Here is a 23,585-nt window from a genome sequence, read left to right as displayed (position 1 = left end):
TTCAAACCTCTAAAAGTTCTTGTATCCAAGGGTGGCTGTCGCTGCGTTGCCCCCTCAGGAGAAAATGCATGTCGCCGCTAAACGGAGCATCACGATCAATAGAGCGACGCAAACGGCCGGCTACGATCTTGAATTCTGGAGATCGACTCACGTCTTGAGTTGCTAACTCGAATAAGCGCTTACCTTCCGCAACATCTGCCATCAGTTGCACTGCTGCGCCATGGCGGCGCTTGCACGTGGGCTCGTAGTGAAGGTGATAAACCTCGATAGAGTCTTCGGCGCGCCGCTTACCAACAGGGTCACTGCTGGCCGCACATGGCTGTCCGTTCTCTTGATGACAACCCAGCAAACGCCAGTCACCCATCTCGCACGGGTCTAATAGCACCGGTTGTTCTTGGTTTAGTGGACCAGGTCCATAAAGGCGTTGAGTCTCATCAATCAGAGGAAATCGATCAGCTTTGCCTCCAGCTGTAACACCTTCAACATCTTTGCGCCGACTATTACAGTAGGTGCAGGCATATCGGTAATTTGTCGGTACAAAAGCGAGCCAGCGATAACCGTTATGAGGATTAGCAGCATCACTCACTCGATTCTTTGGACGAAAATGATCCACGGCGTTATCAGAACGGTCAACATGGGTTTCGCAGTACCAACACTTATCATGTAAAAGATTGGCCAAGCCATCTTTTAGTTCACGCCAAACAGCGCCGTGATCATTAGGATTGCCACCGTTAGTAACAGCAGTGATCGCTGCTTGGGCTCTAGCAAGCCACCCAACAGGTTGGGCCAGTTTTGAAAGGTCTACGTACCTCAATGTGGCTGCTCCATTTTTGGAGTTGAGTCCTCTGCTAATAGCTCACCAATTAATTTCTTGGAAAGAGCCTCGCGCTCTTTTCGTCCCATAGCCACGACATAACTAGCAAGCTCACTCACACTTTCTGTCTGAAATTTTTCTATGAGCAGTTCATTGCGCAGACGCAGATACCTTGAGTATTCGTCGTCAGGATGGAAGAAGCGAAATCCAAGACGATCAAGCTTCCCATTTAGATCGTCAAGGCTCAGCTGTTCATCACTGGTCAGCGTTTGTTTTGCGGCCAGTGCTCTTTGCTTTTCTAAAAGCAGTTGGGTTGGCTGATCCAAGGTGGATGCGATCCCAAACATATCACTAGTCACAATCGCGGCATACCCCATGCCGCGAGGGTCCATTTCTGGGTAACAAGCTACAATTTTTCGACGAACTTCATCTTTATCTAATCGTAAAATTTGTACTTGTTTCCTCTCCAGATCTGCCACTGCAAGTGGATTGTGGGTAGTTAACAAAATGTGACTGGTTTCTTCCCTTTTTTCGCCTGCAGTAACGAATTTTTTTAGATACGAAATGTAGTCAACACTCCAGCGCGGATTCAAATGCGTATCGGGTTCGTCGAGTAAAAACAAACTTTCATCTTCGGCTGTAAATCGCAATAACCCCAGCACAGTGAGGAGCTGTTGTTCTCCTTCACTCAGTTCTCGGAAAGTTACACAGCCATCATTTTTCTTGAGGCGAACACGGATGCGTACTTCTTCGATTAACTCGGAGACGTAGGTGCTTTCAAGGTCGCGAAAAAAACTGGCTGGAGATTGATTGCCGACCAACTTGCGCAATGCAGTGATGTCTTTCACATACAGATATTTGAACTGAAGCGTTTCCTTGTTCCATATTGACGTCGATACGCGTCGGCTTACCTCAATAGGTGCCATCGCAACATCATAAAGACGAGCTAGGAAATCACGTACCACGCCCCTTGCGTTCCAAAACCGCGGATCGCCATCTGGTGCTTTCGACCTCCAGGGGGGTTGGCGCAGGACAAACAGAACAGACTCAATCCCTTCATCTGGATCAAGGCCTAGATGCTCATCAAGGAAAGATCGCACTACGTCTGACTGCTGAATCAAAAAAGCCAGCAGGACGAACTGACTATGCACAGGCATCGCATAAAACAGACGCTTCAAGCCTGGGTCTTCGCCATTGCGCAGTTTGCTGTCGTAGCCCTCCAGATAAGGTCGAAACACATCATGCATGCGAGTGCTTTCACCCGAGTAGTAACTGAACACATAGCGCGGGAGATAGGTGGTCTCACCATCCAGAAACGCTTTAAGTTTGATCAACTCACCTTTAGGTGTCTCGTCCGAGGTGTCTGCCTCTAACAGGCTAGCGGTAACCCCTGACTGCTTGGCTTGTTCTCTACTGGCGATACGAATGATGATCGGTTCTTTCTTTCGGTCCGGGTCGGCATCAATATATATATGTCGAATGTCAGCGCCTGCGCCCATGTGATAAGCCAGCTTAAAGGCGAATGCTGGCGTGCGCTTTTTGCTGATCAGATCGCGAAAAATGATTGCCAGCGCCTCCAGAACATTGGATTTACCAGTACCGTTCCAGCCAATCACAACAGTCACCCAATGATCTTCATCAAAGTCGATGGTGACGTTTTTTAGGTTCTTAAATTGGTGAGTAGGGCTGTCTTTTTCGCTACCGATGGTGAGTTTTTCTAATCTCATCGTTAGACCACTGTCACAAGTTTCAAGCGATCGTATAGCTTGCGACCTTGCTCATCGGTAGTAGGCTCCACCAACAAAAGATGTGACTGATCTAAATCACGCAGTTCAGCATATAAGGCTTCAATTTGATCAGTTTCTATGCCATCGGTCACACCGCAACGGCGAAATACTTCCTGTGCCGGTAACCAATCGGATGCGTCAGCAAGCACTTCGATTATTTTTTTTGCCACTACGGCGACCCCCTTCTTGGCTTTGGTTTTACGAGTCTTAGGCTGCATTGTCCGCGCTTCACACTCTGCACGGATTCGCTCTAGCAACACTGTGGCCGGCTCATCACTGCGGTCTTGCGGAACAAGTTGACCAGAGAATGCGGACTTGAGGATGTTGTGGCGTTGGGCAGCGGATTGCTTGAGGGCGTGTGACACAGCGGACTGCTGCTCTCGAAGGTTTGCTAGCTGATCCGAAAGTTGCTTTACGATCTCGACTTGCTCAGAAGTGCTCGGCAATGGAAATTCAACTTCTGAAAATCGACCTGCACCTAGGTGGGCAATATTTGTGGTGATTGTTGCAATTTTACGAAAACGACCTGAGTGCATGTAATGCAAGAATAACGCAAGAGCAAATTCGGGTATGACTCCGTCTTCAGCTCTAAAACGAACAAGAGTGTTAGTGAAGCATGCTCTAGGGAGCTCACCTCGGTAGATAGCAGGCCGACCAATTAGCTCGAGACTTTGGCCTTCATTCAGCAATATATCGTTAAATTCAAGCTTAAAAACTTGCTCCTCCGTTTCAGAAAAGTGCATTTCCATAACGTCTGAAATATCGATACGATCTTCAAATACATTGGCAACTCGCAAGTAAGGCACCATATTGGAACCTGTGTGGAACTGTGGTGCACGCTGCCGTCCAAGCTGGACATTGCCAGCCTGAGCAACTTTCGCCCACACCCACCCATTCGGCAATACTGACAAATCTGTCGTATCGGGTTGAGCCGGCTCGGAGTATTTGTCCTGCCAATCTTTAGATGGGGACTTGTCTTGTTCTGCGAATCTTGCGAGTTGCTTCGCTTCCCAGCGGGCGCGGCGCTCGATAAGGATCCGTTGCAATAATTGCTCGCCGGACTCATGCACTGGGTTTTTTTGGCGCCATTCTGCAGTGAGCGAACCGTTGATAGCAGCTTTTAGGAGTGCTTTACGGTATTGAACAAGTTTTTTTTGCGCGGTCTTAAGTTCAGCTACGCCAACATCGAGGTCTGTGAGCAGCTCTTCGAGTTTGGCGACGATACGTGTTTGCTCCTCGCGTGGTGGTAAGGGGAGCTCAATTTCGCCAATGGTTCTTGAAGAAAGATGCTTAACCGTTACTGAGGATGTATTGGCATTGATGGCAGACAAGTAGCCTGGAAGTAAAAATGCTAGGAAACTCTTAGAGTAGAGCTCTTCAATTGGTGTGATTTTGCAAACACGCTGATTTAAGATCGCTGGTTTTTTGCCCCAGAAAGCAGAATTAAAATCGCCGTCCATACCAACAAGAAGCTCGCCGGGCTTTACAACGAATACTTGGTCGTACTCACCCGTATAGAAAGTTGATGTTTCACCGGATAAAACATCACGAATTCGTATTAGCGGAAAACCATCAGTCATACTAAACATTGCTGAGTTGAACGGGGCTCCATTTAGGAGAAAAGCTACATCCGCAAGAGGAACACGTTCCCACGAAGAGTGTTTTGCGAGTAGGCCGGTTTTATCGTTGGCAATTAGCTCTGAAACCTTCATTGTAAAAGCCATTACGCGACTAACTCCTCATTCATTTCATCAATAAATATATCCAATTCCTTGCCCAGCACACTCCAGACTTTCTGCAACCCACCCTTGTTGGCGAGTTCAGCGTAATCAAAATCGTCGCGGCTGATGCTGCAACTGTTGGCGATATGGTCTTTCATCAGGCGCAGCCAGTCAGTTTGTTCAGGGGTGAAGGCTACGGTACGTTGTGCATTGTGACGGAAGATCCAGGTTTGAAAGCGCCTATCCACTTGCTCAGCGAAGGGTTTTAGTTCGGCGTCCAAACCGATGGCGAAACGCACCAGTGCTACTAGGTCGGTGAGTTGGCGGCGGCTAGTAGCACCGTTCACCTGCGAGGTTTTCACCCGAGCATAAGCATTCCAGAGGCGCTCCGTGGTCAGCATCAATGGCGGCTTGCTTAGGGCCGAGTGTAGCTCTTCGATCATGTCGAAGGTCAGCGCACGGCGCTGATAGGGCTGCTGATAGAAAAAACCCAAGGCGGAAACTTCGTCTTTGTGTTGGGCTATGTAATCGACAAAGGTCTGGATAGTTGTTTGTGCCTGTTTTTCGGCTTGTTCGCTGAAGCCAGCAAAGGTGATCTGATCTAGATTGATGTGGTCGATCAGTTGCTCACGCTCGCGGCGGGAGGCCTCTATCTCATCGCGTAGTTCGGGTTTGTCGAAAGGAGCGCAAGCCTCGGCCACGCGAGCGTCGCGTGCGCTTTGCAGCTCTCGCTCAGTAAGGGTGTCTTCCGAGCGAGTTATCCCTTGGTCTTTGGCTGTTTCTAGTGCTGTTTGAACGATCTTGTCAGGATCGAGCGCAACAACAAGGTTCTTTCCAAGCTCACCGACGGGAATACCTCCGGAGACTTTTTCGATGCGGGCCTTTGCTTTCTCATCAAGTTGCTTCGCCAGCCTGACTAGTCGGTTAGCTAGCGAAAGCACAGTGTCATCATCACGGAGGCCAACCGCTATACCTTGCAGTAGGGATTTCAATGCAACGCCTGGCTTTTTTTCCAGCGGACGGCTCTCGGTTTTCAGCGACTTCTCTACGCCAACGGCATCTATCAGCACAAAGCGGGTTTTCGCACCGTCAGCACTAGCTGATACCCGTTGAAGGCTATCGCCATCGAGAGAGCGCACACCACGGCCTTTCATCTGCTCGTAGTAGCCCCTGCTGCGTACATCGCGCATAAACAATAGTACTTCCAGCGGTTTTACATCTGTGCCGGTAGCGATCATATCCACTGTGACGGCGATACGCGGGTTGTAGTCGTTTCGGAAACTGGCCAGCACGCTGTCAGCGTCTTCTTCTGCCTTGTAGGTCACCTTTTTGCAGAAGGCGTTACCCTGACCATAGACCTCACGCAAGATGTTGATGATGTCGTCGGCGTGGCTGTCGGTTTTAGCGAAAATTAGGGTTTTCGGTGTTTCTTTACGGGTTGGGAAAATCTGTGTTTCAACTGCAGTTTTCATAGCCTGAATGACTTGCCGGATCTGGCTCACGTTAACCACTGAGCGGTCGAGCTCTTTGCCAGTGTAGGCACTGTCTTCTTCGGTTTCAGCCCAGCGCTTCTTTCGGGTAGTTCGGTCGCGGTGATCGACCCACTCCTTAGCTTTAACCTCAGCACCTTTTTGGGTTATCTCGGTCTCGATTTCAAATACGTCATACCCAACATTGACTCCGTCTGCTACCGATTGCTCGTAGGTATACTCGGCGACGATATTCTCATTAAAAAAACCAAAGGTGCGCTTATCCGGCGTGGCAGTTAGGCCAATCAGAAATGCATCGAAGTAATCGAGCACCTGCTTCCACAGGTTGTAGATGCTGCGGTGACACTCGTCGATAATAATGAGGTCGAAGGTTTCAATTGGAATGGTCGGATTGTAGCGAACCAGCTTCTCCTGCTTGACGATCTGCTGTACTTCGTTAAGAGAAACATCTTCTGCCGATTCATCAATTGGCTCGCCACTCAAAATTGAATACATGCGTTGGATAGTACTGATGCATACCTGTGCATGTGGGTCGATGGTGGGGGAGGCCAAGCGCTGTACGTTGTAAAGCTCGGTGAATTTACGAGCGTCATCCGGAGGTGTGTAAGCCATAAACTCCTGATGGGCCTGCTTGCCGAGGTTGCGAGTATCCACTAGGAATAAAATTCGTTTCGCGCTACCGAATTTCAGCAGGCGATATACCGAGGTGATGGCAGTAAAAGTCTTACCCGCGCCAGTCGCCATATGCACAAGGGAGCGCGGCCGATTGTTTGCAAGCGATTTCTCAAGCCCAGTAACCGCGCTAATCTGGCAGTCACGTAAGTGCCGGGTGGGCAGCGCAGGTATATTGCCCGCGAAGCGGCTGCGTAGTGTGTCAGCTTGGGTCAGCCAATCCGCCAGGGTTTCTGGCTTAAAGAAGTTAAAAATTTCCCGCGAGCGTGGTGCTGGGTCGCGACCGTCAGTAAATCGGATGATCTCTCCAGTGGCTTCAAACAGGAAAGGAAGCGGAGTGTTGTCCTTGCGCCATTTCAGGTTGGCCGAAGCGTAGCGTTCCGTCTGTGCTTCGTGAGTGGTCATATTCACGCCAGATTCGTTTCGCTTGGCTTCAATAACGCCGACAGCAACTCGATTTACAAACAACACGTAATCCGCTGGACCAGTATCCGTTGGGAACTCGCGTACAGCCACCCCCAAGGAAGCTCCCAGGTTGAGTTGCTTCATATCTTGAACTAGCCAGCCGGCTTGCTCGAGGTGTTTGTCGATTTCCTGCCGCGCTTTGGCTTCTGGAGTCATACTTCATCGTCCGTGATTTACGGCTTTACAATGGGCTGCGCTTGGGAGATATGCCATCACTCCAGCACCACGAGGAACTCAGTCACCAATGCAATGGGTTCAATCTCACGCATATTTCGGTTGAGCTTCACCAGCCCATAGCCCGCCATCATCTTCAGCGTGCGTGAAAGGTTCGGTACCTTGCGCCCAGAGAGCTCGGCTAGTTCGGTAAGCGACCTTGGGTGCTGGTCGTGGATGGTGCGTAAAAGCGCGCGATTGTCATCAGACAGCACCGCTGCGAGCGAAGCCATTGAGGTGAACCAGACGGTAGGCTCGTCAGTTCCTCTGAGCTCACGAATGGGCTCGCCTGGACGGCAGATCCCAGCAACACAACGGTTCATTACAGAGGCTCGAAGGAGGGTAGTAGACGCGTGAACTATATCAGTGCTTGATAAGCATCGTCGAGGGCAAGGCTCTCTAGAAGGTCGTAAATGCCATACGACTAGCAGGCGAGCTAGGTATTGCCAGTAAGATCGCCGTGAAGATCTTCAATAACTACCAAGGCAAGTCAACGCTTCGGGCTTGCCAGAGGTCGAAGGTGGATTGCGTGACCAGGATCACGCTTGCAAGCTCCTAGGCCTGCTGCCTGCAAACGGATTACTAGGTCAGAGTAATTGGTGCTCGGTAGTTCATCACGTTCGAAAGCTGATCAATCGAACAATCTAGTCGCTTCGCGATCTCACTGTCATAGCCAGAGCAAGCAATACATCCTGGCGAAGAGCCTCACCTGGATGGAGAGGGTTATTCATTGGCATTGGTTCTTATCCCGCGGTAATAGACACCATGGTTAATACCCATCTTAGACACTAGTGAATCGAGGAAAACCGCCTCCTCTCTGTCGTCAGTCCGCCAGGCCTAATTTAGCTTTTCCGGTGTTAGCGCAGGTAAAATCTTTGCACTAGGTAATGCCTGCAACGCTGTTAGCTGTTGCCGGGTTTCTTCCCAAGCTGGAAAGAATTTACGCCATGCGGCCATCCCTCCCATCTCACCGACTGCTAGAAGCATAGCCTTGTGAGATGCAATTAGTAGATCGCGCTCGGCTTGTAGGTTCTCGTTTTCCCTAGTCAGCCGGGCCACACGCGCCTGCAGGTTGGTACGAGACTGTTTATCTGTCTTTTCCACGAGAGCACGCAGTTCAGATTGACGTGCTTGGTACTGGTTGAGCAATGCCTTGCGTTCGGGCTGGCGTGTTATATCGCTGGCGTGCTTGAAGGAGCAATCTTGCTCCCGGATCACAGAGCGAGCCGTGATGACAACATTGTCGTTAAGCATGCGCTGGAGGACAGCTTCAAGATCCCGAGCCTTCATGCAGGCCTCCAAGTTTTTGGCTCATCCAGTATGCTCGTGCCGTGCTTAACCTCTACGGCACTATAGAGATCTTTGCCATCAGGGAAGGGATGCGCCAGTGGGGCTGTGACAAGGATCTTCTCCAGACTTTCTAGTCGAGATTGGGCGTGATTTAGCTGATTCTGCCATCCAATATTTCGAGCCTCAGGTGGACTGGCCTCGATGACATTCACTACATCAATCATCCGATGCTTCAATTTTTCTAGCCTTTGCTGTTCCTCGGGAACACCCGAGCGTGTCAGGTGTCGGCAGTCGTAGCATTCAAGGTGTTTGGGGCAGGGGTCGACTGTGAAGCTATTTACACAAAAGCCAAACGGAGTGGCATGCAGGCCATCTGCCTCGGCAGAAAGATAGTGGAAAGCTTCGTCGTCGCCCATGTCTTCCTGAATCTTGAGAAACTCGTCAACGATGGGGCCGCGAATCTTCTTGGCCATTATCATCTGCAGAGTTTCCTGTGCTCTTGGAGCCATCGCTTCGGCCCCCTTAGGAAGATCAATATGCGCAAGATCTTCCGCCAGACTGCGATGGTCATAAACGTAGCTTTGAGCAACGCTGCGACGGTTGAAGCGCTTGGTGATGATCGTGTCGGCTACGCCTAGGCGGAATAACTCAGCGTTTTGAAGATGCCGGAAAGAGTGCGTATTCAAGCTATGAGCGCGATCTTCATCGGTCTGGCCGTAGCGGGAAAAGATATTGTTGGTTCCGCCGCCAAGATGAAGCTGTAAGTCCAAGGCAGATGCACGACCGACGGCGAAGTATCGATTTGCATCCAAAACCCCACCGTTTCGCTCTTCGATAAGTGCTCGTATAGGCATTAAAAACATTAATTCGGCAGGGCTCAGGCAGCCTCCATCACGCATCAGAAAGGGCTTTGTGTCCGGCAGTTTTGAGGTCATTCCCCCTCTGATTAACGCCTCTGCTTCGCTCACACGGATATATGCATTCTTCCAGTCAACTTTCCCTATAAATGGAGTACTGTCATGCCTCCGAATGGTGATTGGCAGATTTTTAAGGTACTTCATGCAGTTGGCGGATACTCCATGAATTGGCACTTGGCGAATTTGTAACTGACGCATTTTATCCAAATAAATTGGGTCGAATGCCTCCCGATATTTACTGACGAGCTCTTCAGGCAGTGGAGGAGAGGCGAACCAAAGAGAACCAGATATTCTGCTGTAAATATCCCATGCTGGAGCTAAGGCGTCCTCTGGAAGCTCTGGTAACAAGCGGCCTGTGCTGATCTGGAGCCGCAGTCTTTCGCGCAGTGGTCTCGTCAGCCGCTCTGCATCCCCGAGAGCTTCTAACACAAGGTCCTCAAAAATAGCAGGAACGTGCTGAGTATTCTCGAATAGCACTATGCCTTCAGTGCTTTTATCCGTAGCTTGTTTTTCCGCGAAATGTCGGATGGACAAAGAGCGAGATATTCCACCTTTAGACTCTGCAGAACTTCCATCAGCTGCCAAGTATTCATGCCACTGTGCCCAATCTGCTGGAAGCAGTATGTTTTCGCCAATGCGAAACCCGGTGACTATGGCGATCTTGATTTGGCTGAATCGGATGGCATCGACAAAGGTCTTGGGTTGCTCTGTAAATACAATGCGAATTAGTTCCCAGAACGCTTTTTCATTCGGTAGCTTCGCAGCTCCTTTTCGGTCGGAGAGCTCGGCCCTGACTTTGTTCGTTTGGCGATATGTATTGTTACCGCGCTTGAGACTTGAGACTTTTTCGTCGCTTAATTGCTGGCCTGGATAAGCAGTACAGAACTTGGCGAGAGGAGATCGATCCGCAATATGTAGGACATCGAATAATGTGCGAACCACCATGGAAATATTCGCAGCTAACTTACCCGAGGAACCAATTTTAAGGGCCAGATTATAAGCACGCTGTATAGAATTAGGAGTTAGCTCCCACGGTTCCTCCGCCTCAGCGCAGGTAGCGATGATTCTCAATGTGCGCCCTATATTCAGTAGCGCATGCCCCGGTTTGTTTCGCTTGACCAACAATTCGTTAAGCAGGGCGGCTTGATAATAATCGCGCCAGTGACGTGATAAGGGCTGGATAGATATGCGCTGGATACTCTGCGTTTCACGGAAACTATTGAGTGCTTCAAGAACATTAGCGTCGTAACCAAGTGAGGAATGCCAAAAATAGGGTGGAGTAACCAGGCCACAAAGAGAAGCAAGATCCCACCGCGCTGCCTTCAGGACGTTGCCATTGGTGTCGATGGGTACATCCCATTGGAGCCCTCGAGACTTTGCCAGTAACTTACCGTTCTCGATGAATTTGCTATAAAAATGGTTCATGCCGACTCGCTTCCTTCCTTGGCGGGCTTCAAGCGGACTTCTTCCGCGACCTGTAATGCCGCCCGAAACATTCGGCGAAGCTGAGTGTAAGCAGGGCTTTCCTCATTGAAACGAGATGCGTTGGCAAATTCAGTAACGACCGGCCGCAGGCTCTCGACTACGGCTTCATGAACAGTGGCATCTGACAATGGCAAGAATTTTCGGCAGGTGTAGCAACTCAGAACCGGATTTTTCGAGCATAGTGACTGCCCTGCCGAACAACCGCCAATGCCAGAAATCGGTATACCGTGTGGGACCCCACCAATCTGCTGATCAGGGGGAAGGCGAAGGAGGGCATTCTTGTCGATAGTCCGTGTCCTGGCTACTTCGGCCACACTGGAATATACAGTGGAAATCGCGAGCGCTTGGTTGATCCGCTGCGCCTGAGTTGGAGATGCATCGAAATAGACGTTGGCCGTCAGGGTGGTTGCATGTCCCATAAACTCGGACAGCGCTATGTGGGATGTACCGGCATCTGCCAAGCGTTGGGCTGCGGTATGCCGGAGGTCCGTGGGGGACCAGCGCGTACCAGTGATTTCCTCAATGAGATCTCTGACAGCAATCGACAGCCTCTGGGGAGACAGATTGAAATATTTGTCTGGCGGGGTGCCGTTGTCAACAGTCGCCTGAAGTCGTCTAGCAGTGTATTCGATGAAGATCGAGCACCATTCGTGTTTCATTCGCCGGGTGACCCTGCGCTGTGCTTCGTTGTCTCGCTGTTTGAGTAAGGGAATTGCCAAATGTACCGCGCCATTTTCGTAACAGCGGACATCAATTGTTTTGATACGGGCGATTTGACCTGGCCTGCATCCATATTGATGAGATAGGACCAAAATACATGCATCTCGAAGCTGGGTAGTTGGTTGGGCCTCGGGGCGCCTGCTGACAGAATCGGAAAGCTCATCCAAGTAGTCGATAAGCAATGACTGGTGATCCAGAGGCAAAAAGCACTCTCCAGTTCGAACGGTTTTATAGATATCCCGGATTGGCGATTCTAACTGGCTTACATATGGACGCATTTCGGGCCGCCACAATCCGATGGACAGATTGCAGAGTGAGTGGATCACTGTTCGAAGGTTAAGCGCGTAAGCCCACGTCTGGAATGCTTGAACCTCAGCCACCCAAAGATCGCGAAATTCTTCGGGCCGTAAAATCAGAGCCTGAATAAAATGCTCGGTCCTACCTAAAATACCCTTGCAAATACTTGTCGCCCCTGAAGGGTCCAACCTAGAAAAAAGGTCTGCGGCGACGTGCTTGAAGATAGATTTTATATCATGCTTAAGGGTTGAAAAATCAATGCTAGTACTTTCTCCATCAAAACATATTTTCCAGAGATCCGAGCTCTCCGGTTCACGAATCGAATGGCGCTTTTCATCAAAATCATCGTAATAGCGGATGACGCTTGGAAGCTGTGTCAGCTCAGCAGCGATGACTGTAATCTTGCTGGATAACTCTGATTCCGCGTGAATCATTGTTCTTTTCCGGAAAGCGATCTGAGTGTTGTGAGTACGCGATCATAGGTTTCGTCCCACATATCTGCGGAGTTCGACTCAAAGTATGCTCTTGCGTAATGCCGTGGCATGGGTGAGGAGGGTGACCATCCAAAGAAGATGCGAAGCTTCTCGGTTGCAATATCAAGTTCATCGCCCAGCGAAACGTATCTCCCAAGTCGATATACAGCACATGTATGCCGAAGGTCATGTGCCGTGATGCCTGATTTGTTACGTGCGGCCAATGCTTTCTTTGCTGAAGATGACAAATTTTCATTGACCACTTCAAAGACACGATGAATTGACCGGAGAGAGAGAGCTTTACCGTGCTGGGACCCGAACAAATAGCTATGAAGCGCCCCGTGACGATAATTACCCAGCAATATGTCCGAAACTGAAACGATTTCCTCTGTTAGTGGCAGCTGCCGTCGGGAGTGAGCGGTCTTCAGGCTTGGAGCATTGAAACGGCTATCCTCATCTTCGTAAGGGCTTTCGACTACGTTTAGCCAGAATTTTTCGCCTCCAGTCGTTATGTCAAAGTCAGACTTGATTGCGTCCGCCGGCAGAATAGCGACCTCCCCACGCCTCAGCCCGAGGTGAAGCATCAGGAGAAAGATCAGGTAATTCCGCCACTGCAGTGCTTTAGTCCGAAAGGGATTTCGTGGCGATGTTGGCGAGAGAATTTCGTAGATGTCTTCGACAACTGTTGCAGGTAATGCTCGTATAGCGGCTGGAGGTTTTGGCCTTGCTGGTGAAACTTGGGAGTACAGGCGATCAAGCCTCATAAGCCGACTATGGATCTTGCCGTAATCATTGGCAGATGAAGCGCTAAGGTGACTGACAGTGTCTGCGACGAATGATTTCGCTGATCCCCATGCCTGGTTGTTATTGATGCCACGCAGGCTGCCATCATTCCTGAGGTTAGCTAGGAAACTACCCAGGGCGGATTCCAGGGATGCCATATTCAGCTCGGAGAGCATTCGATCTAGAGCTCCCGGCCCAAATTGTCGGTCCGTCACCTGGTAGAACCTCTCAACAGCATAAAGATGGTGACCCCGCGTTGTGAGTCCCATGTTGTTTTTGAGGACGTCTGCCCACACAGTCGCCCAAAACCTGGGGAGGCCCAGATCGTCAACCAGAAGCCAACCCTTGGTCGACTTGGGAATAGACGGATTACGAAGCTTGATGCATGTCATAGGACAGCGATGCTAGAGACGTAGACCTAGCGCTGGCAAGCCTTAAATTAAGGATCTGAGGGAATGCATACCGTTGCCGACGTCCTAATCTGCAACACCCTTGAAACGGCACTCACTTAACATAATATACATTACACGTAATACGATATGGCCAGATTGGCCCAGACTCACACAGATCTTGAAGCAAGGAACCACCTCATCCTCGCGTCAGCCTTTCGATCAACGCCCAATGCTCAGGAAACTGCTGACCGAGCTTTTGCCGGTCACCCATTTCCATATCTGCGAAATCAAAGCCTGGCGTAACCGCTTCACTGATCAAGCCGAATCCAGCTGCGCCGTGCATCACCTGCGAAGCTTTCCAGATGCCACCGGGCACATGCAGTTGCAAGCATTGTCCGGCGAGAACGTCGTGACCCATCACAATGGTTTTCAATGTGCCGTCCGGAAAAATCAGCGTGTACTGAATCGGATCGCCCAGATGATAGTAATGAACGATGTCTGACCGGTTCAGATGGAAATGACCTATTGGAGCGTCCCGGGTCAGCAGATAGAAAATCGACGTCATGCAATGCCGTTGGCCAGTGGACGTCAGAATCATGTTCTGGTCGTCCGACTGGTAGGTTCTGCGAAAGAAACCACCTTCGATATGGGGCTCAAGGGCCAGGGTTTTGATCAGCTTTGCAATTTTCGTGGTGCTTTGATTCATTTTGTCTCCCTGCCTTTAAATCGCAACTTTATTGGCATAATCGAAGCATTTGCCAACATAACTCGACTAAATAGTGCTTTAGTCGAGTTAGTCTTCATACTGATCCTGCCCCCCTCCAGTGTCTGACCTGTTGTGTATCACAGTGTATCGGCGTGACACCTTGATACACAGACTTTCATCCGGCCTGCAATTGGACACAGGCCAGATACGTTGTCGCGCTTGAATGCTTGTAAGGTTTGAAGGGGTTCGGACGGAACCCCTGACCCACGGCTGGTAATGGAGACATCCCATGAAGATGGCACTGCGCAACAGCAAATCCGGCAAGACTCGCCGCCACCTGGTCGGCCCTTCGATCCTCGCGCTGACGCTGTTCGGCGTGCTCGGTGCGGCCCACGCGCAAACGGCCGCCACCGCGCAGCCAGCCGTGGCCCCTGCCGGTACCACCCAGGCGGCGCCCTCGCCCTTCGGCCCGCTCAAGCATGTCAACGCCGGGCTGCTGGACGTGGCGTACGCAGAAACAGGCCCGGCCAACGGGCCGGTGGTGATCCTGCTGCACGGCTGGCCGTACGACATTCATAGCTATGATGAGGTTGCGCCGTTGCTGGCCGCCAAGGGTTATCGGGTGCTGATGCCCTATGCCCGGGGTTATGGTGATACGCATTTCCTGTCCGACAAAACCCTGCGCAATGGCCAACCGGCTGCACTGGCCAGTGATGTCATCGACTTCATGGATGCCCTGAAGATCAAGCAAGCGGTGCTCGGTGGCTACGACTGGGGTGCGCGTTCGGCCGGCATTGTCTCGGCACTGTGGCCGGAACGGGTCAAGGCGCTGGTTTCGGTCAGCGGTTATCTGATCGGCAACCAGGCGGCCGGCAAGAACCCGCTGCCACCCAAGGCGGAATTGCAGTGGTGGTATCAGTTCTACTTCGCCACTGATCGTGGTCGCGCCGGTTACGAGAAGAACACCCATGACTTCGCCAAGCTGATCTGGCAACTGGCCTCGCCGAAATGGGCGTTCGATGACGCTACCTTCGATCGCAGTGCCAAGGCGCTGGACAACCCCGACCATGTCGACATCACCGTGTTCAACTACCGCTGGCGCCTGGGCCTGGTCCAGGGCGAGAGTCGATACGAAGCGTTGGAGCAGAAACTGGCCACGGCGCCGTCCATCAGCGTGCCGACCATCACCCTTGAAGGCGATGCCAACGGCGCACCGCACCCGGCGGCTGAAGACTATGCCAAGCGTTTCACCGGCAAATACGAGTTCCGGTTGATCAATGGTGGCATCGGCCACAATCTGCCGCAGGAAGATCCGCAGGCGTTCGCCAAGGCGGTGATTGATGCCGATCATCTTTGAGGTCGATCTGAGGCCCTCGCGCCTGCGCTGAACAGCACCGGGGTAAAGGATGAGCTATCTTGAGAGCGAATCACCTGCATTCGGTGACTGCCGACAAGTAAGGACGCTTCATGAATCGTTTGCCCCGGTGCCATGCCCTCCTCGCCTTGACTTTCGCCAGTACGGTCACAGCCGCAGCCCTGTTAAGTACGCCGGGTTACGCAGCGCAAGCCACTGTTACCGCTCCGGTCGCCAGCCCTGTCTCAGGCCCTGTCGCTGGCACCAAAGTAACCGAACCGTATGTGCGCATGATGGCGCGCGAGGCGTATTTCTGGGCCTGGCCGATGGCCAACATCTTCAATCGTCGCCAGGCCTTCAAGAACTTGCCGGAACCCGGCTTGATGGGCGGCATCGTACCCGTGGCCCCGATCAATCGGCTGTCTATGCTCAGCGACTACATCGACCCGGCCGAGCGGCTGGTGGCCTGTCCGAACCAGGACGTGGTGTACGGCGCCGGCAGCATCGCCCTGGACATCGAGCCGGTGGTGCTGCAAGTGCCGGACTTCGACGGCCGTTTCTGGGTGTATCAGGTGGTGGACCTGCGTTCGGACAGCTTCGCCGAGATGGGCAAAATGTATAACACCCAACCGGGTTTCTACCTGTTGGTCGGCCCGGACTGGAACGGCAAGGTGCCGCCCGGCATCAAGCGGGTGTACCGGGCGCGTACGAACACCGGGTTCGTGATCCCTCGGGTATTCCAGGACGACACCGCCGCCGACCGCCAGGCTGTGCAACCGGCATTGTCGGGCATCGACATGTACCCGCTGTCGCAATACGACGGCAAGATGAAAAAGCGCAACTGGGCCAGGCTGCCGAAATTCCCGGCCCAGGCTTCTGAAGGCAATGCCGAAACCAGGTGGGTGGTGCCGGAGAAGTTCTTCGATGAACTGCCGGTCCTGCTCAAGGACGCCAAGCCATTGCCGGGGGAAGAAGCCCGCTACGCGCAAATGGCCACCCTTGCGGCCATCGCCAAGGCCGACCCGCAACTTCGCGCTGCGATGATCGACGAGGCGAAAAAGGCCGACAGCGAAGTGATCGACCCGCTGTTGCAGTTCCGCAACTACGGTCTGCAATTGCCCAATCACTGGAGCACCGTGAGCAACGGTGCAGCGTTCGGCACCGACTATTTCACCCGTACCGCCGTCGCGCGTTCGAACATATTCGTGAACCAGCAGAAAGAGACCAAATACTTCTACCAGGACCTGGATGAGAACGGCCTGCGCCTCAACGGCCGGTACGGCTACAGCGTCACGTTCGCCAAAGGCAAGCTGCCACCAGTCAGGGGGTTCTGGTCGTTGACGCTGTACAACGAACAGCACTTCTTCTCGCCTAATGAGCTCAAGCGTTACTCCATCGGCACCAAGAACAAATCCCTGCAAACCAATCCTGACGGCTCGCTGACCATTTACGTGCAAAGTGAATCACCGGGCAAGGACAAGGAAAGCAACTGGCTGCCCTCGCCCAAAGGTGCCGAATTCTCGCTGTACATCCGCGCCTACTGGCCGCAAGCCGATGTCCTCGACGGTGACTGGACCCCACCGGCGGTGGTGAAAACCAAATGAACAGGATCTGAAAAAATGAGCGCCCGGGTGGCGCTCATTTCATTTTGGCGGTATGGAAACCCCCTAAACCCTGTTGGAGCGAGCCTGCTCGCGATGGCAGAGTGTCAGCCGGCATCAATGCTGGATGTGCCGGCCTTATCGAATGCTTGTCACACCACAAAACAAGGTGGGAGCGAGCTTGCTCGCGATGGTGGAGTATCAGCCGGCATCAATGCTGGATGTGCCGACCTTATCGCGAGCAAGCTCGCTCCCACAGGTTTCAGTGGCGCCCACAAATGCTTGTCACACCACAAAACAAAGGTGGGAGCGAGCTTGCTCGCGATGGCGGAGTGTCAGCCGGTATCAATGCTGGATGTGCCGGCCTTATCGCGAGCAAGCTCGCTCCCACAGGTTTCAGTGACGCCCACAAATGCTTGTCACACCACAAAACAAGGTGGGAGCGAGCTTGCTCGCGATGGCGGGGTGTCAGCCGGCATCAATGCTGGATGTGCCGGTCTCATCGCGAGCAAGCTCGCTCCCACAGGAGACACGACGGCTGGCTTCGCGCTCCGCCGGTATACGCCAAAACACGACTTTTGCTACGAGTAATGGATCTCACTCAAGTCGATCGACACCAGCAACGCCTCCATGTTGACCTGCCCATCGATCTTGCGTCGATAGGCTCGCCGCTTGCCCGGCATGCGCAATCCGTCGGCTTCGACGTAGTCACCAACCAGTTGCGTAGCGGGCATGCCGCCGCTCACATCGACGCTGTAGTCGTGGCGGCGCAGCAGAAAGTCATCGCCGAAATAGAAGTCCTGGATGGTGCTGTGGGTTGCGATGCTGTCGGGAAAGTGCACCCGCAAATGCCGCCAGAGTTCGGCCCCCTCTTGCAGGGGCTCGATTTCCTCGCAGGTTACGCCCGGCAAGGTGAACAGGAAGGGCATGGTCAGGTAGGACCACATCGCATAGCCGTTGAAGTAGGCCCGGTGCAACGGGTCCCACGCCGTGTGTTCCCCATGGCCCTTGAAGGATGCCCGGGGCGCATGGCGCTCGGCAATCACCTTGCCCGCGGTATTCTCGATGGCGATTCGGTTCGGCGTATAGGCCGTGAATTGCTCCGGTGCACCGAAGGGTTTCACCGAGGCTCTTTGTTCATGCAGCCACGCGGTCATCTGGCGTGGAGCGCTGTCCTGGGTCAACCCTTTCATGCCCCAGAGCGAGCCGCCGGTGACGATCGTGGCGCAGACCTTATTGAAACTGTTCCAGCGCACCAGGCCGCCATGGGCGGCAAGCACCTGGTCCAGCAGTTCTCGATCCTGTGCAGACATGATTGCGTCCCCTCCTCGGCCGGCAGCGCTTGCCTCTTACCAGAATAATCGATAGCCGGCCGCTTGCAGGGCCGTGCCGATGGACAGCCCAATTGGGGTTCTAGCGCACTTTGCGCACCAGGCATCAAAGACAGCACACCGATTCAATATTCCCGACCCGATCTACGTAATCATGACCACCTCACTCCCCTCCGTAAGGACAGTGTCATGGCCATTGCAAAGGCAGAACCTGGCATAACCCTGCCGCTTTGGTGACCCATTGATGATCCTTTCCCTGCAAGACTTCAGGGCGCCTGTTGCCCTGTTTTTCTGCCTGCTGGCCAACCACGCACCGGCCGAGGAATCGGTGCAAGGCGCAGAAGGATTTTTCGAGGGCTCGACCCTTGGCGTGCTCAGTCGAAACTTTTATCTGAACAGCGACTATCGATCCCCCTCACCGACCGGAAAAAACTACAAAGCCGAATGGGCTCAAGGTTTTATCAGCGCTTTTGAATCCGGTTTCACGCCGGGGACAGTTGGTTTCGGTCTCGATGCCCATGCCTTTGCTGGATTGAAACTCGACGGTGGCAAAGGCCATTCCGGAACCGGTCTGCTGCCCGTGGGCAGTGACGGTCGTAGCGAAAGCAATTACTCCAGCGGTGGCGGCGCGATCAAGCTCAAGGCATCGAACACCACCCTGGCGTTTGGCGAAATGGAGGTCGAATCCCCGGTGTTCGATACCGCGGACAAACGCCTGCAACCGGAGTACGCCACAGGTTTTCTGCTCAACAGCCGCGAAATCGACGGCATGAACCTGCAAGCCGGTCACTTCACGGCATTCAAGAATCAGGACAGTGCTTCAGGCAAGGGCAACTTTTTCGGTTATGGCGCCAATACCGAGGCCGGCGGCATTTCGTTTGTCGGCGCCGATCTGTTTACCCAAAGCCCGGTTGGCGGCGCCCTGTATGCCTCGGATCTGACCGACACCTGGCATCAGTACTACGGCAACCTGCACTTCAAACAGTCCGGGATGTTCCTCGACGCCAACCTCTATCGCACCAGGGACAGTGGTCAGGCGCTGGCCGGTGCCATCGACAACACGGCGTACAGCCTGTCCGGTAAATACGCGCTGGGCGCCCATGGTTTCACCCTGGCCTATCAGAAAGTCGACGGTGATACGCCATTCGATTTCGTCGGTGGCGATTCCATCTACCTGGCCAACTCGATCAAGTACGCCGACTTCAACGGCGCCCACGAACGCTCCTGGCAGGTTCGTTATGACCTGGACCTGACTGCCTTCGGGATACCCGGCCTGAAGTTCATGACCCGCTACGTCACCGGCGACCAGATCGACGGCACCCATGCACCACAAGGCGGGGCCTACAACCCGTTCGACCCGGCGACCGGTGCCTACGTGCCGCAACAAGGTGCCGGGGGCAGACACTGGGAGCGCGACATCGACCTGCACTACGTCGTGCAGGCCGGGACGGCCAAGGGTTTGTCGCTGCAACTGTCCCATGTGTCGCACCGGGCGAACGCGGCCCAGGCCGGCGATGACATCGACCGGGTGTACGTGGTCATCCAGTACCCGTTGAACTTCGGGCCGTTCTGAGCGGAAAGTGGCGGAAGGCAGCCGGAGTCGAACCTGCCCGGGAACGGATGCCGTCCCCAACCGGGTTTGAAGCCCGGCCGCGCCACCGGGCGCGATTGCCTTCCTTGAATGATTGCCTCTGAATCAAAGCTCATTTCGCTGGGCCAGCGCACTGTCCAGGCAAATCTGCCGACGATCGCCAAAGCGCCGGGTCAGGCCGACACGGTCAAAATACTCCAGTATCTGAATGCTGCGCTTGCGCCCCAGGCCCACCGCATCACGAAACGCCGTCACCTGAATCACCGGGTTGGCGTCCGCCAGTTGCAACAGCATAGCCGCCAATCGGCGAATCATGCTGTCGGTGTAAAACAGGTCGCGTACCACCTGATGCAACAAGCCCAGGCGCGCCATCTTGCGTAGCAATGCGCGGACGCTGGCTTCGTCATGTCCCAGGTTGCGCACCCAGGGCGGGTCGAATCCGGCCTGTTCGAATAGCGGCTGCAATTGTAGCCACAGGGTTTCGTCCTCTTCGCTCAAGCGCACCTGATGTTCGGGCAGGTGCAACCACGGGCCGCTGCTGGCGATGTCTCCGCTGGCCAACAACTCGTCGAGCAGGCTGATAAACGTTGGGCGTTCCAGCGTGCTGCCGATGAATCGACGCAAGCGATCCCGGTCCGGCCCCATCTGATCCGGTTCGAGTTGATGGAAATGCGCGAGCTGATCCACTAAGGGCGCTTTCAAGGATTCCCAGCGACTTGCACTGAACAGCAATGGGCCTTGACGGGTATCGATCAGGCGCACGTCAGCGGGCAACACCCAACTGCTGCGCGGTCGGTTGAACTGCCGCTCCAGACGCTGCGGATCGAGTCCGGTGTCGCTGTGGGCCAGCAACGCCGGCAAAACATCTTCCAGCCCGGCACTGTTCGCCAGCGCACCCAGTTGAGCCAGACGTTCGGGGCTGCGGCGTTGCCGATCCGGGGCAAACGGATCGAGCACCTGGCCGCCACCCTGGGTTCGTTGGGCACTCTGGTCACGCAGGATCAGCGGATCACCCTTCACTGCATGCACCGCTGTGTTGAGCAGCAGTTGCGCAAACATCCGTCCACCGGGCGCCAGGCTGGTGCCTTCCAGCAAGGCGACTCGCCCGGTCACGTCCTGGGTGCCGAGGTGCACGTGCACCGGTTGAAAGTGTTCGAAAGCCCGTGGTTCGCCGGCCAGCAGTTGCATGTCGATGTCCAGGCGCCGGGTGGGCGCATACAGGCCTTCGGCGAGCAACCAGTGGCCGCGATGGATGTGTTCCAGGGCCAGCCGTTCGGCACTCAGGTTCAAGGCCACGCGCTGGCCGGCGAAAGCGTGGTCGGCAGCCTGGTTTTGCGCGTGCAGGCCGCGAATGCGCACCGGTTTGCCCTGTGGTCCCAACAGCAGGGTATCGCCCACCGCAACCTGGCCGGACAGCGCCGTGCCGGTCACCACGATACCGGCCCCGGCCACGCTGAAAGCCCGATCGATCGCCAGGCGAAAACCGCCTTCAGTGCTGCGCTGCTGTACTTCACGCTGGGCTTGCAGCAATTGTTGGCGCAAGGTGTCGATGCCCTCGCCGGTCACGCTCGACAGCGCAATCAGCGGTGCATCGGCATACGCTCCGGGCGCCAGCAAGGTACGGACCTGCTCACGCACGATCTGTACCCGGGCGCTGTCGACCCGGTCGCACTTACTGATCGCCACCAGTGCCCGGGGGATGCCCAGCAACTGGACAATCGCCAGGTGCTCGCGGGTCTGCGGCATCACCCCGTCATCGGCGGCCACCACCAGCAACACCAGATCGATGCCCTGCGCTCCGGCCAGCATGTTGTGGGTGAAGCGCTCATGGCCGGGAACGTCGATGAATCCGGTCAGCTGCGCATCCGCCTCCAGCTCGGCATACAGGTAGCCAAGGTCGATGGTCATGCCGCGCTCACGCTCTTCGCGGCGCCGGTCACCCGCCTGACCGGTCAGCGCCTGGAGCAGCGCCGTCTTGCCATGGTCGATGTGCCCTGCGGTGCCGACAATCACCCTGCCCGGCCCTCCACGTGTAATTGTTCGAGTTGCGCCAGCCATGCCGGCTCGTCGTCCAGTTGCCGCAGGTCCAGCCACAGGGCGTCATCGTCGATGCGCCCCAGGACCGCAATCGGCAAGTCGCGAAAGGCTTCTTCCAGCGTCAACAGCGAGCGCCCGCGCAAGCGCTTGGACGTCAGCGGGCGCAGACACAGCGCTGCGCTGGCCAGCCTCGCCACCGGTTGGCTGCCGCTGCCGATCATGCCCAGTGCCGGCATGGCGCTGACGCTCCAGCCGTCACCCAGCACTTGGGCAAGCGCCGGCCGCAAGCGCTCGGCCTGGGCGAGAATCTCGGCCTGTGGCCGGGTCAACAGGCGCAGGCTCGGCAAACGCTCGGCCAATCGGTCCGGGTTTCGGTACAAACCCAACACCGCTTCCAGGGCCGCCAGGGTCATTTTGTCGACACGCAGTGCACGTTTGAGCGGGTTTTTCTTGATCCTGGCGATCAATTCCTTGCGGCCGACAATCAACCCAGCCTGTGGTCCGCCGAGCAGTTTGTCGCCACTGAAGGTGACGATGTCCGCGCCATCGAGCAGGGCCTGGCGCACCGTCGGCTCTGCCGGCAAACCCCAGCGGGTCAAGTCCAGCAGACTGCCGCTGCCGAGATCTTCGAGCAATGGCAGTCCATGTTGGTGGGCAATTTGCGCCAGTTCAGCCGTCGCCACACTCGTGGTGAAGCCTTGAATGCTGTAGTTGCTTGCATGCACGCGCATGATCAAGCCGCTGCGCGGGCCGATGGCAGTCTCGTAGTCGCGGGCATGGGTGCGGTTGGTAGTGCCGACCTCAACCAGCTTTACCCCGGCGCGGGCCATGATGTCGGGAATGCGGAAGGCACCGCCGATTTCAATGAGTTCGCCCCGGGAGATAATCCCTTCCTTGCGCGCGCCCAGGCTGTTGAGGGTCAAGAGCACCGCTGCGGCATTGTTGTTGACCACGGTCACCGCTTCGGCGCCGGTCAATTCGCGGATCAAGCCTTCGATCAGGTCGTCGCGATCTCCGCGCTTGCCGCTGCGCAGGTCGAACTCAAGGTTGAGCGGATAGCGCGCGGCCATTTGCACCGCTTCAATCGCTTCCTCGGGCAACAACGCCCGGCCGAGATTGGTATGCAAGACCGTGCCGGTGAGGTTGAACACCCGACGCACATGGCTGCGATGCTCGGTTGCCAATCGCTCGCCGACCCTGCCCGCCAGCACGTCGGCGCTGACTTCCACAGGTTCAAGCAAACCCTGCCGTACGCCTTCGCGCAGTTCATCCAGCAATAGCCGCAAGGCGCCCAGCAAGGCGTCGCGTCCATAGCGCTCGGCCAACGGCCGGCACGCCGGATGACGCAACAAACTGTCGATGGAAGGTAGACGCAAGGGTTGGCTGGCACTGCGTGCAGACATCTGGCGCTCCTGAAAACGAATGACCCTCGCGCCAGAGTGTAGA

The 23,585-nt window shown here is 54.7% G+C and carries 16 protein-coding genes and 1 tRNA gene; 3 read left to right on the top strand and 14 right to left on the bottom strand.

The genetic code is table 11. The features are described from left to right. Position 1: 1 nt before the first annotated feature. From J4D25_RS01070 to J4D25_RS01025, 10 genes are all read right to left on the bottom strand, one after another. On the bottom strand, positions 2-814 hold the full coding sequence (locus tag J4D25_RS01070; protein ID WP_131726866.1) for a hypothetical protein: 813 nt from the start codon (positions 812-814) through the stop codon (positions 2-4). Next, positions 811-2,541: an AAA family ATPase gene (locus J4D25_RS01065; RefSeq protein ID WP_057714827.1), complete on the bottom strand. Its 1,731-nt coding sequence runs from the start codon at positions 2,539-2,541 to the stop codon at positions 811-813. The genes J4D25_RS01070 and J4D25_RS01065 overlap by 4 nt, the downstream gene beginning before the upstream one ends. Positions 2,542-2,543: 2 nt before the next feature. Further along, positions 2,544-4,325 carry a restriction endonuclease subunit S gene (locus J4D25_RS01060; RefSeq protein ID WP_057714826.1) on the bottom strand — a complete coding sequence of 594 codons (1,782 nt, stop codon included), beginning with the start codon at positions 4,323-4,325 and terminating at the stop codon, positions 2,544-2,546. Then, a complete protein-coding gene (locus J4D25_RS01055) occupies positions 4,325-7,105 on the bottom strand; it encodes a type I restriction-modification enzyme R subunit C-terminal domain-containing protein (RefSeq protein ID WP_057714825.1) in 2,781 nt (926 codons plus the stop codon). The genes J4D25_RS01060 and J4D25_RS01055 overlap by 1 nt, the downstream gene beginning before the upstream one ends. 56 nt (positions 7,106-7,161) lie before the next feature. Next, entirely contained in the window at positions 7,162-7,395 is a 234-nt protein-coding gene (locus tag J4D25_RS01050) for a MarR family transcriptional regulator (protein WP_219733036.1), read from the bottom strand. Between the two features lie 604 nt (positions 7,396-7,999). After that, complete coding sequence (locus tag J4D25_RS01045) at positions 8,000-8,452, bottom strand: hypothetical protein (RefSeq protein WP_057714823.1); 453 nt, start codon at positions 8,450-8,452, stop codon at positions 8,000-8,002. Next, on the bottom strand, positions 8,449-10,794 hold the full coding sequence (locus J4D25_RS01040) for a hypothetical protein (protein ID WP_057714822.1): 2,346 nt from the start codon (positions 10,792-10,794) through the stop codon (positions 8,449-8,451). The genes J4D25_RS01045 and J4D25_RS01040 overlap by 4 nt, the downstream gene beginning before the upstream one ends. Continuing rightward, on the bottom strand, positions 10,791-12,305 hold the full coding sequence (locus tag J4D25_RS01035; RefSeq protein ID WP_057714821.1) for a site-specific integrase: 1,515 nt from the start codon (positions 12,303-12,305) through the stop codon (positions 10,791-10,793). Before J4D25_RS01035 ends, J4D25_RS01040 begins: the two co-directional genes overlap by 4 nt. Next, the gene (locus J4D25_RS01030; RefSeq protein ID WP_157858925.1) at positions 12,302-13,303 is read right to left on the bottom strand and encodes a site-specific integrase; all 1,002 of its coding nucleotides are present in this window, start codon (positions 13,301-13,303) and stop codon (positions 12,302-12,304) included. The genes J4D25_RS01035 and J4D25_RS01030 overlap by 4 nt, the downstream gene beginning before the upstream one ends. A gap of 412 nt (positions 13,304-13,715) precedes the next feature. Next, the gene (locus J4D25_RS01025; RefSeq protein WP_057714820.1) at positions 13,716-14,225 is read right to left on the bottom strand and encodes a cupin domain-containing protein; all 510 of its coding nucleotides are present in this window, start codon (positions 14,223-14,225) and stop codon (positions 13,716-13,718) included. Between the two features lie 289 nt (positions 14,226-14,514). On the opposite strand from J4D25_RS01025, the gene J4D25_RS01020 reads away from it, so the two are divergent. Both J4D25_RS01020 and J4D25_RS01015 read left to right on the top strand, forming a co-directional pair. After that, positions 14,515-15,582, top strand: a complete 1,068-nt coding sequence (locus J4D25_RS01020; protein WP_057714819.1) for an alpha/beta fold hydrolase — start codon at positions 14,515-14,517, stop codon at positions 15,580-15,582. Between the two features lie 110 nt (positions 15,583-15,692). Then, a complete protein-coding gene (locus J4D25_RS01015; RefSeq protein ID WP_057714818.1) occupies positions 15,693-17,183 on the top strand; it encodes a DUF1254 domain-containing protein in 1,491 nt (496 codons plus the stop codon). Between the two features lie 578 nt (positions 17,184-17,761). Here J4D25_RS01015 and J4D25_RS01010 read toward each other — a convergent pair. Then, positions 17,762-18,493 (bottom strand): hypothetical protein, encoded by a 732-nt coding sequence (locus J4D25_RS01010; RefSeq protein WP_057714817.1) that lies wholly within the window; start codon positions 18,491-18,493, stop codon positions 17,762-17,764. Positions 18,494-18,755: 262 nt separating this feature from the next. Here J4D25_RS01010 and J4D25_RS01005 point away from each other — a divergent pair, with 262 nt between their 5' ends. Then, the gene (locus tag J4D25_RS01005) at positions 18,756-20,084 is read left to right on the top strand and encodes an OprD family porin (RefSeq protein ID WP_057714816.1); all 1,329 of its coding nucleotides are present in this window, start codon (positions 18,756-18,758) and stop codon (positions 20,082-20,084) included. A gap of 8 nt (positions 20,085-20,092) precedes the next feature. On the opposite strand, the gene J4D25_RS01000 is transcribed toward J4D25_RS01005, so the two are convergent. The 3 genes from J4D25_RS01000 to selA all read right to left on the bottom strand — a co-directional run bounded on the left by J4D25_RS01000 (position 20,093) and on the right by selA (position 23,542). Beyond that, positions 20,093-20,188: transfer RNA gene (locus tag J4D25_RS01000), tRNA-Sec, on the bottom strand. Between the two features lie 19 nt (positions 20,189-20,207). Then, positions 20,208-22,115, bottom strand: coding sequence for a selenocysteine-specific translation elongation factor (selB, locus tag J4D25_RS00995; RefSeq protein ID WP_057714815.1), 1,908 nt, complete (start codon positions 22,113-22,115; stop codon positions 20,208-20,210). Beyond that, the gene (gene selA / locus J4D25_RS00990; RefSeq protein ID WP_057714814.1) at positions 22,112-23,542 is read right to left on the bottom strand and encodes an L-seryl-tRNA(Sec) selenium transferase; all 1,431 of its coding nucleotides are present in this window, start codon (positions 23,540-23,542) and stop codon (positions 22,112-22,114) included. The genes selB and selA overlap by 4 nt, the downstream gene beginning before the upstream one ends. Positions 23,543-23,585: the final 43 nt, after the last annotated feature.

This window comes from Pseudomonas sp. GW456-L13, assembly GCF_017350115.1.
In the GTDB taxonomy this organism is placed as follows: Bacteria; Pseudomonadota; Gammaproteobacteria; order Pseudomonadales; family Pseudomonadaceae; genus Aquipseudomonas; species Aquipseudomonas jessenii.
The sequence above is the reverse complement of the archived record's forward strand: the minus strand, read 5'-3'. Positions and strand labels throughout refer to the sequence as shown.

Excerpts from the sequence above, each read along its gene's own strand:
- J4D25_RS01065 (WP_057714827.1), bottom strand. The coding sequence starts at position 2,541 with ATGAGATTAGAAAAACTCACCATCGGTAGCGAAAAAGACAGCCCTACT.
- J4D25_RS01060 (WP_057714826.1), bottom strand. The coding sequence starts at position 4,325 with ATGGCTTTTACAATGAAGGTTTCAGAGCTAATTGCCAACGATAAAACC.
- J4D25_RS01055 (WP_057714825.1), bottom strand. The coding sequence starts at position 7,105 with ATGACTCCAGAAGCCAAAGCGCGGCAGGAAATCGACAAACACCTCGAG.
- J4D25_RS01050 (WP_219733036.1), bottom strand. The coding sequence starts at position 7,395 with ATGGCTTCGCTCGCAGCGGTGCTGTCTGATGACAATCGCGCGCTTTTA.
- J4D25_RS01045 (WP_057714823.1), bottom strand. The coding sequence starts at position 8,452 with ATGAAGGCTCGGGATCTTGAAGCTGTCCTCCAGCGCATGCTTAACGAC.
- J4D25_RS01040 (WP_057714822.1), bottom strand. The coding sequence starts at position 10,794 with ATGAACCATTTTTATAGCAAATTCATCGAGAACGGTAAGTTACTGGCA.
- J4D25_RS01035 (WP_057714821.1), bottom strand. The coding sequence starts at position 12,305 with ATGATTCACGCGGAATCAGAGTTATCCAGCAAGATTACAGTCATCGCT.
- J4D25_RS01030 (WP_157858925.1), bottom strand. The coding sequence starts at position 13,303 with ATGCTCTCCGAGCTGAATATGGCATCCCTGGAATCCGCCCTGGGTAGT.
- J4D25_RS01025 (WP_057714820.1), bottom strand. The coding sequence starts at position 14,225 with ATGAATCAAAGCACCACGAAAATTGCAAAGCTGATCAAAACCCTGGCC.
- J4D25_RS01020 (WP_057714819.1), top strand. The coding sequence starts at position 14,515 with ATGAAGATGGCACTGCGCAACAGCAAATCCGGCAAGACTCGCCGCCAC.
- J4D25_RS01015 (WP_057714818.1), top strand. The coding sequence starts at position 15,693 with ATGAATCGTTTGCCCCGGTGCCATGCCCTCCTCGCCTTGACTTTCGCC.
- J4D25_RS01010 (WP_057714817.1), bottom strand. The coding sequence starts at position 18,493 with ATGTCTGCACAGGATCGAGAACTGCTGGACCAGGTGCTTGCCGCCCAT.
- J4D25_RS01005 (WP_057714816.1), top strand. The coding sequence starts at position 18,756 with ATGATCCTTTCCCTGCAAGACTTCAGGGCGCCTGTTGCCCTGTTTTTC.
- selA (WP_057714814.1), bottom strand. The coding sequence starts at position 23,542 with ATGTCTGCACGCAGTGCCAGCCAACCCTTGCGTCTACCTTCCATCGAC.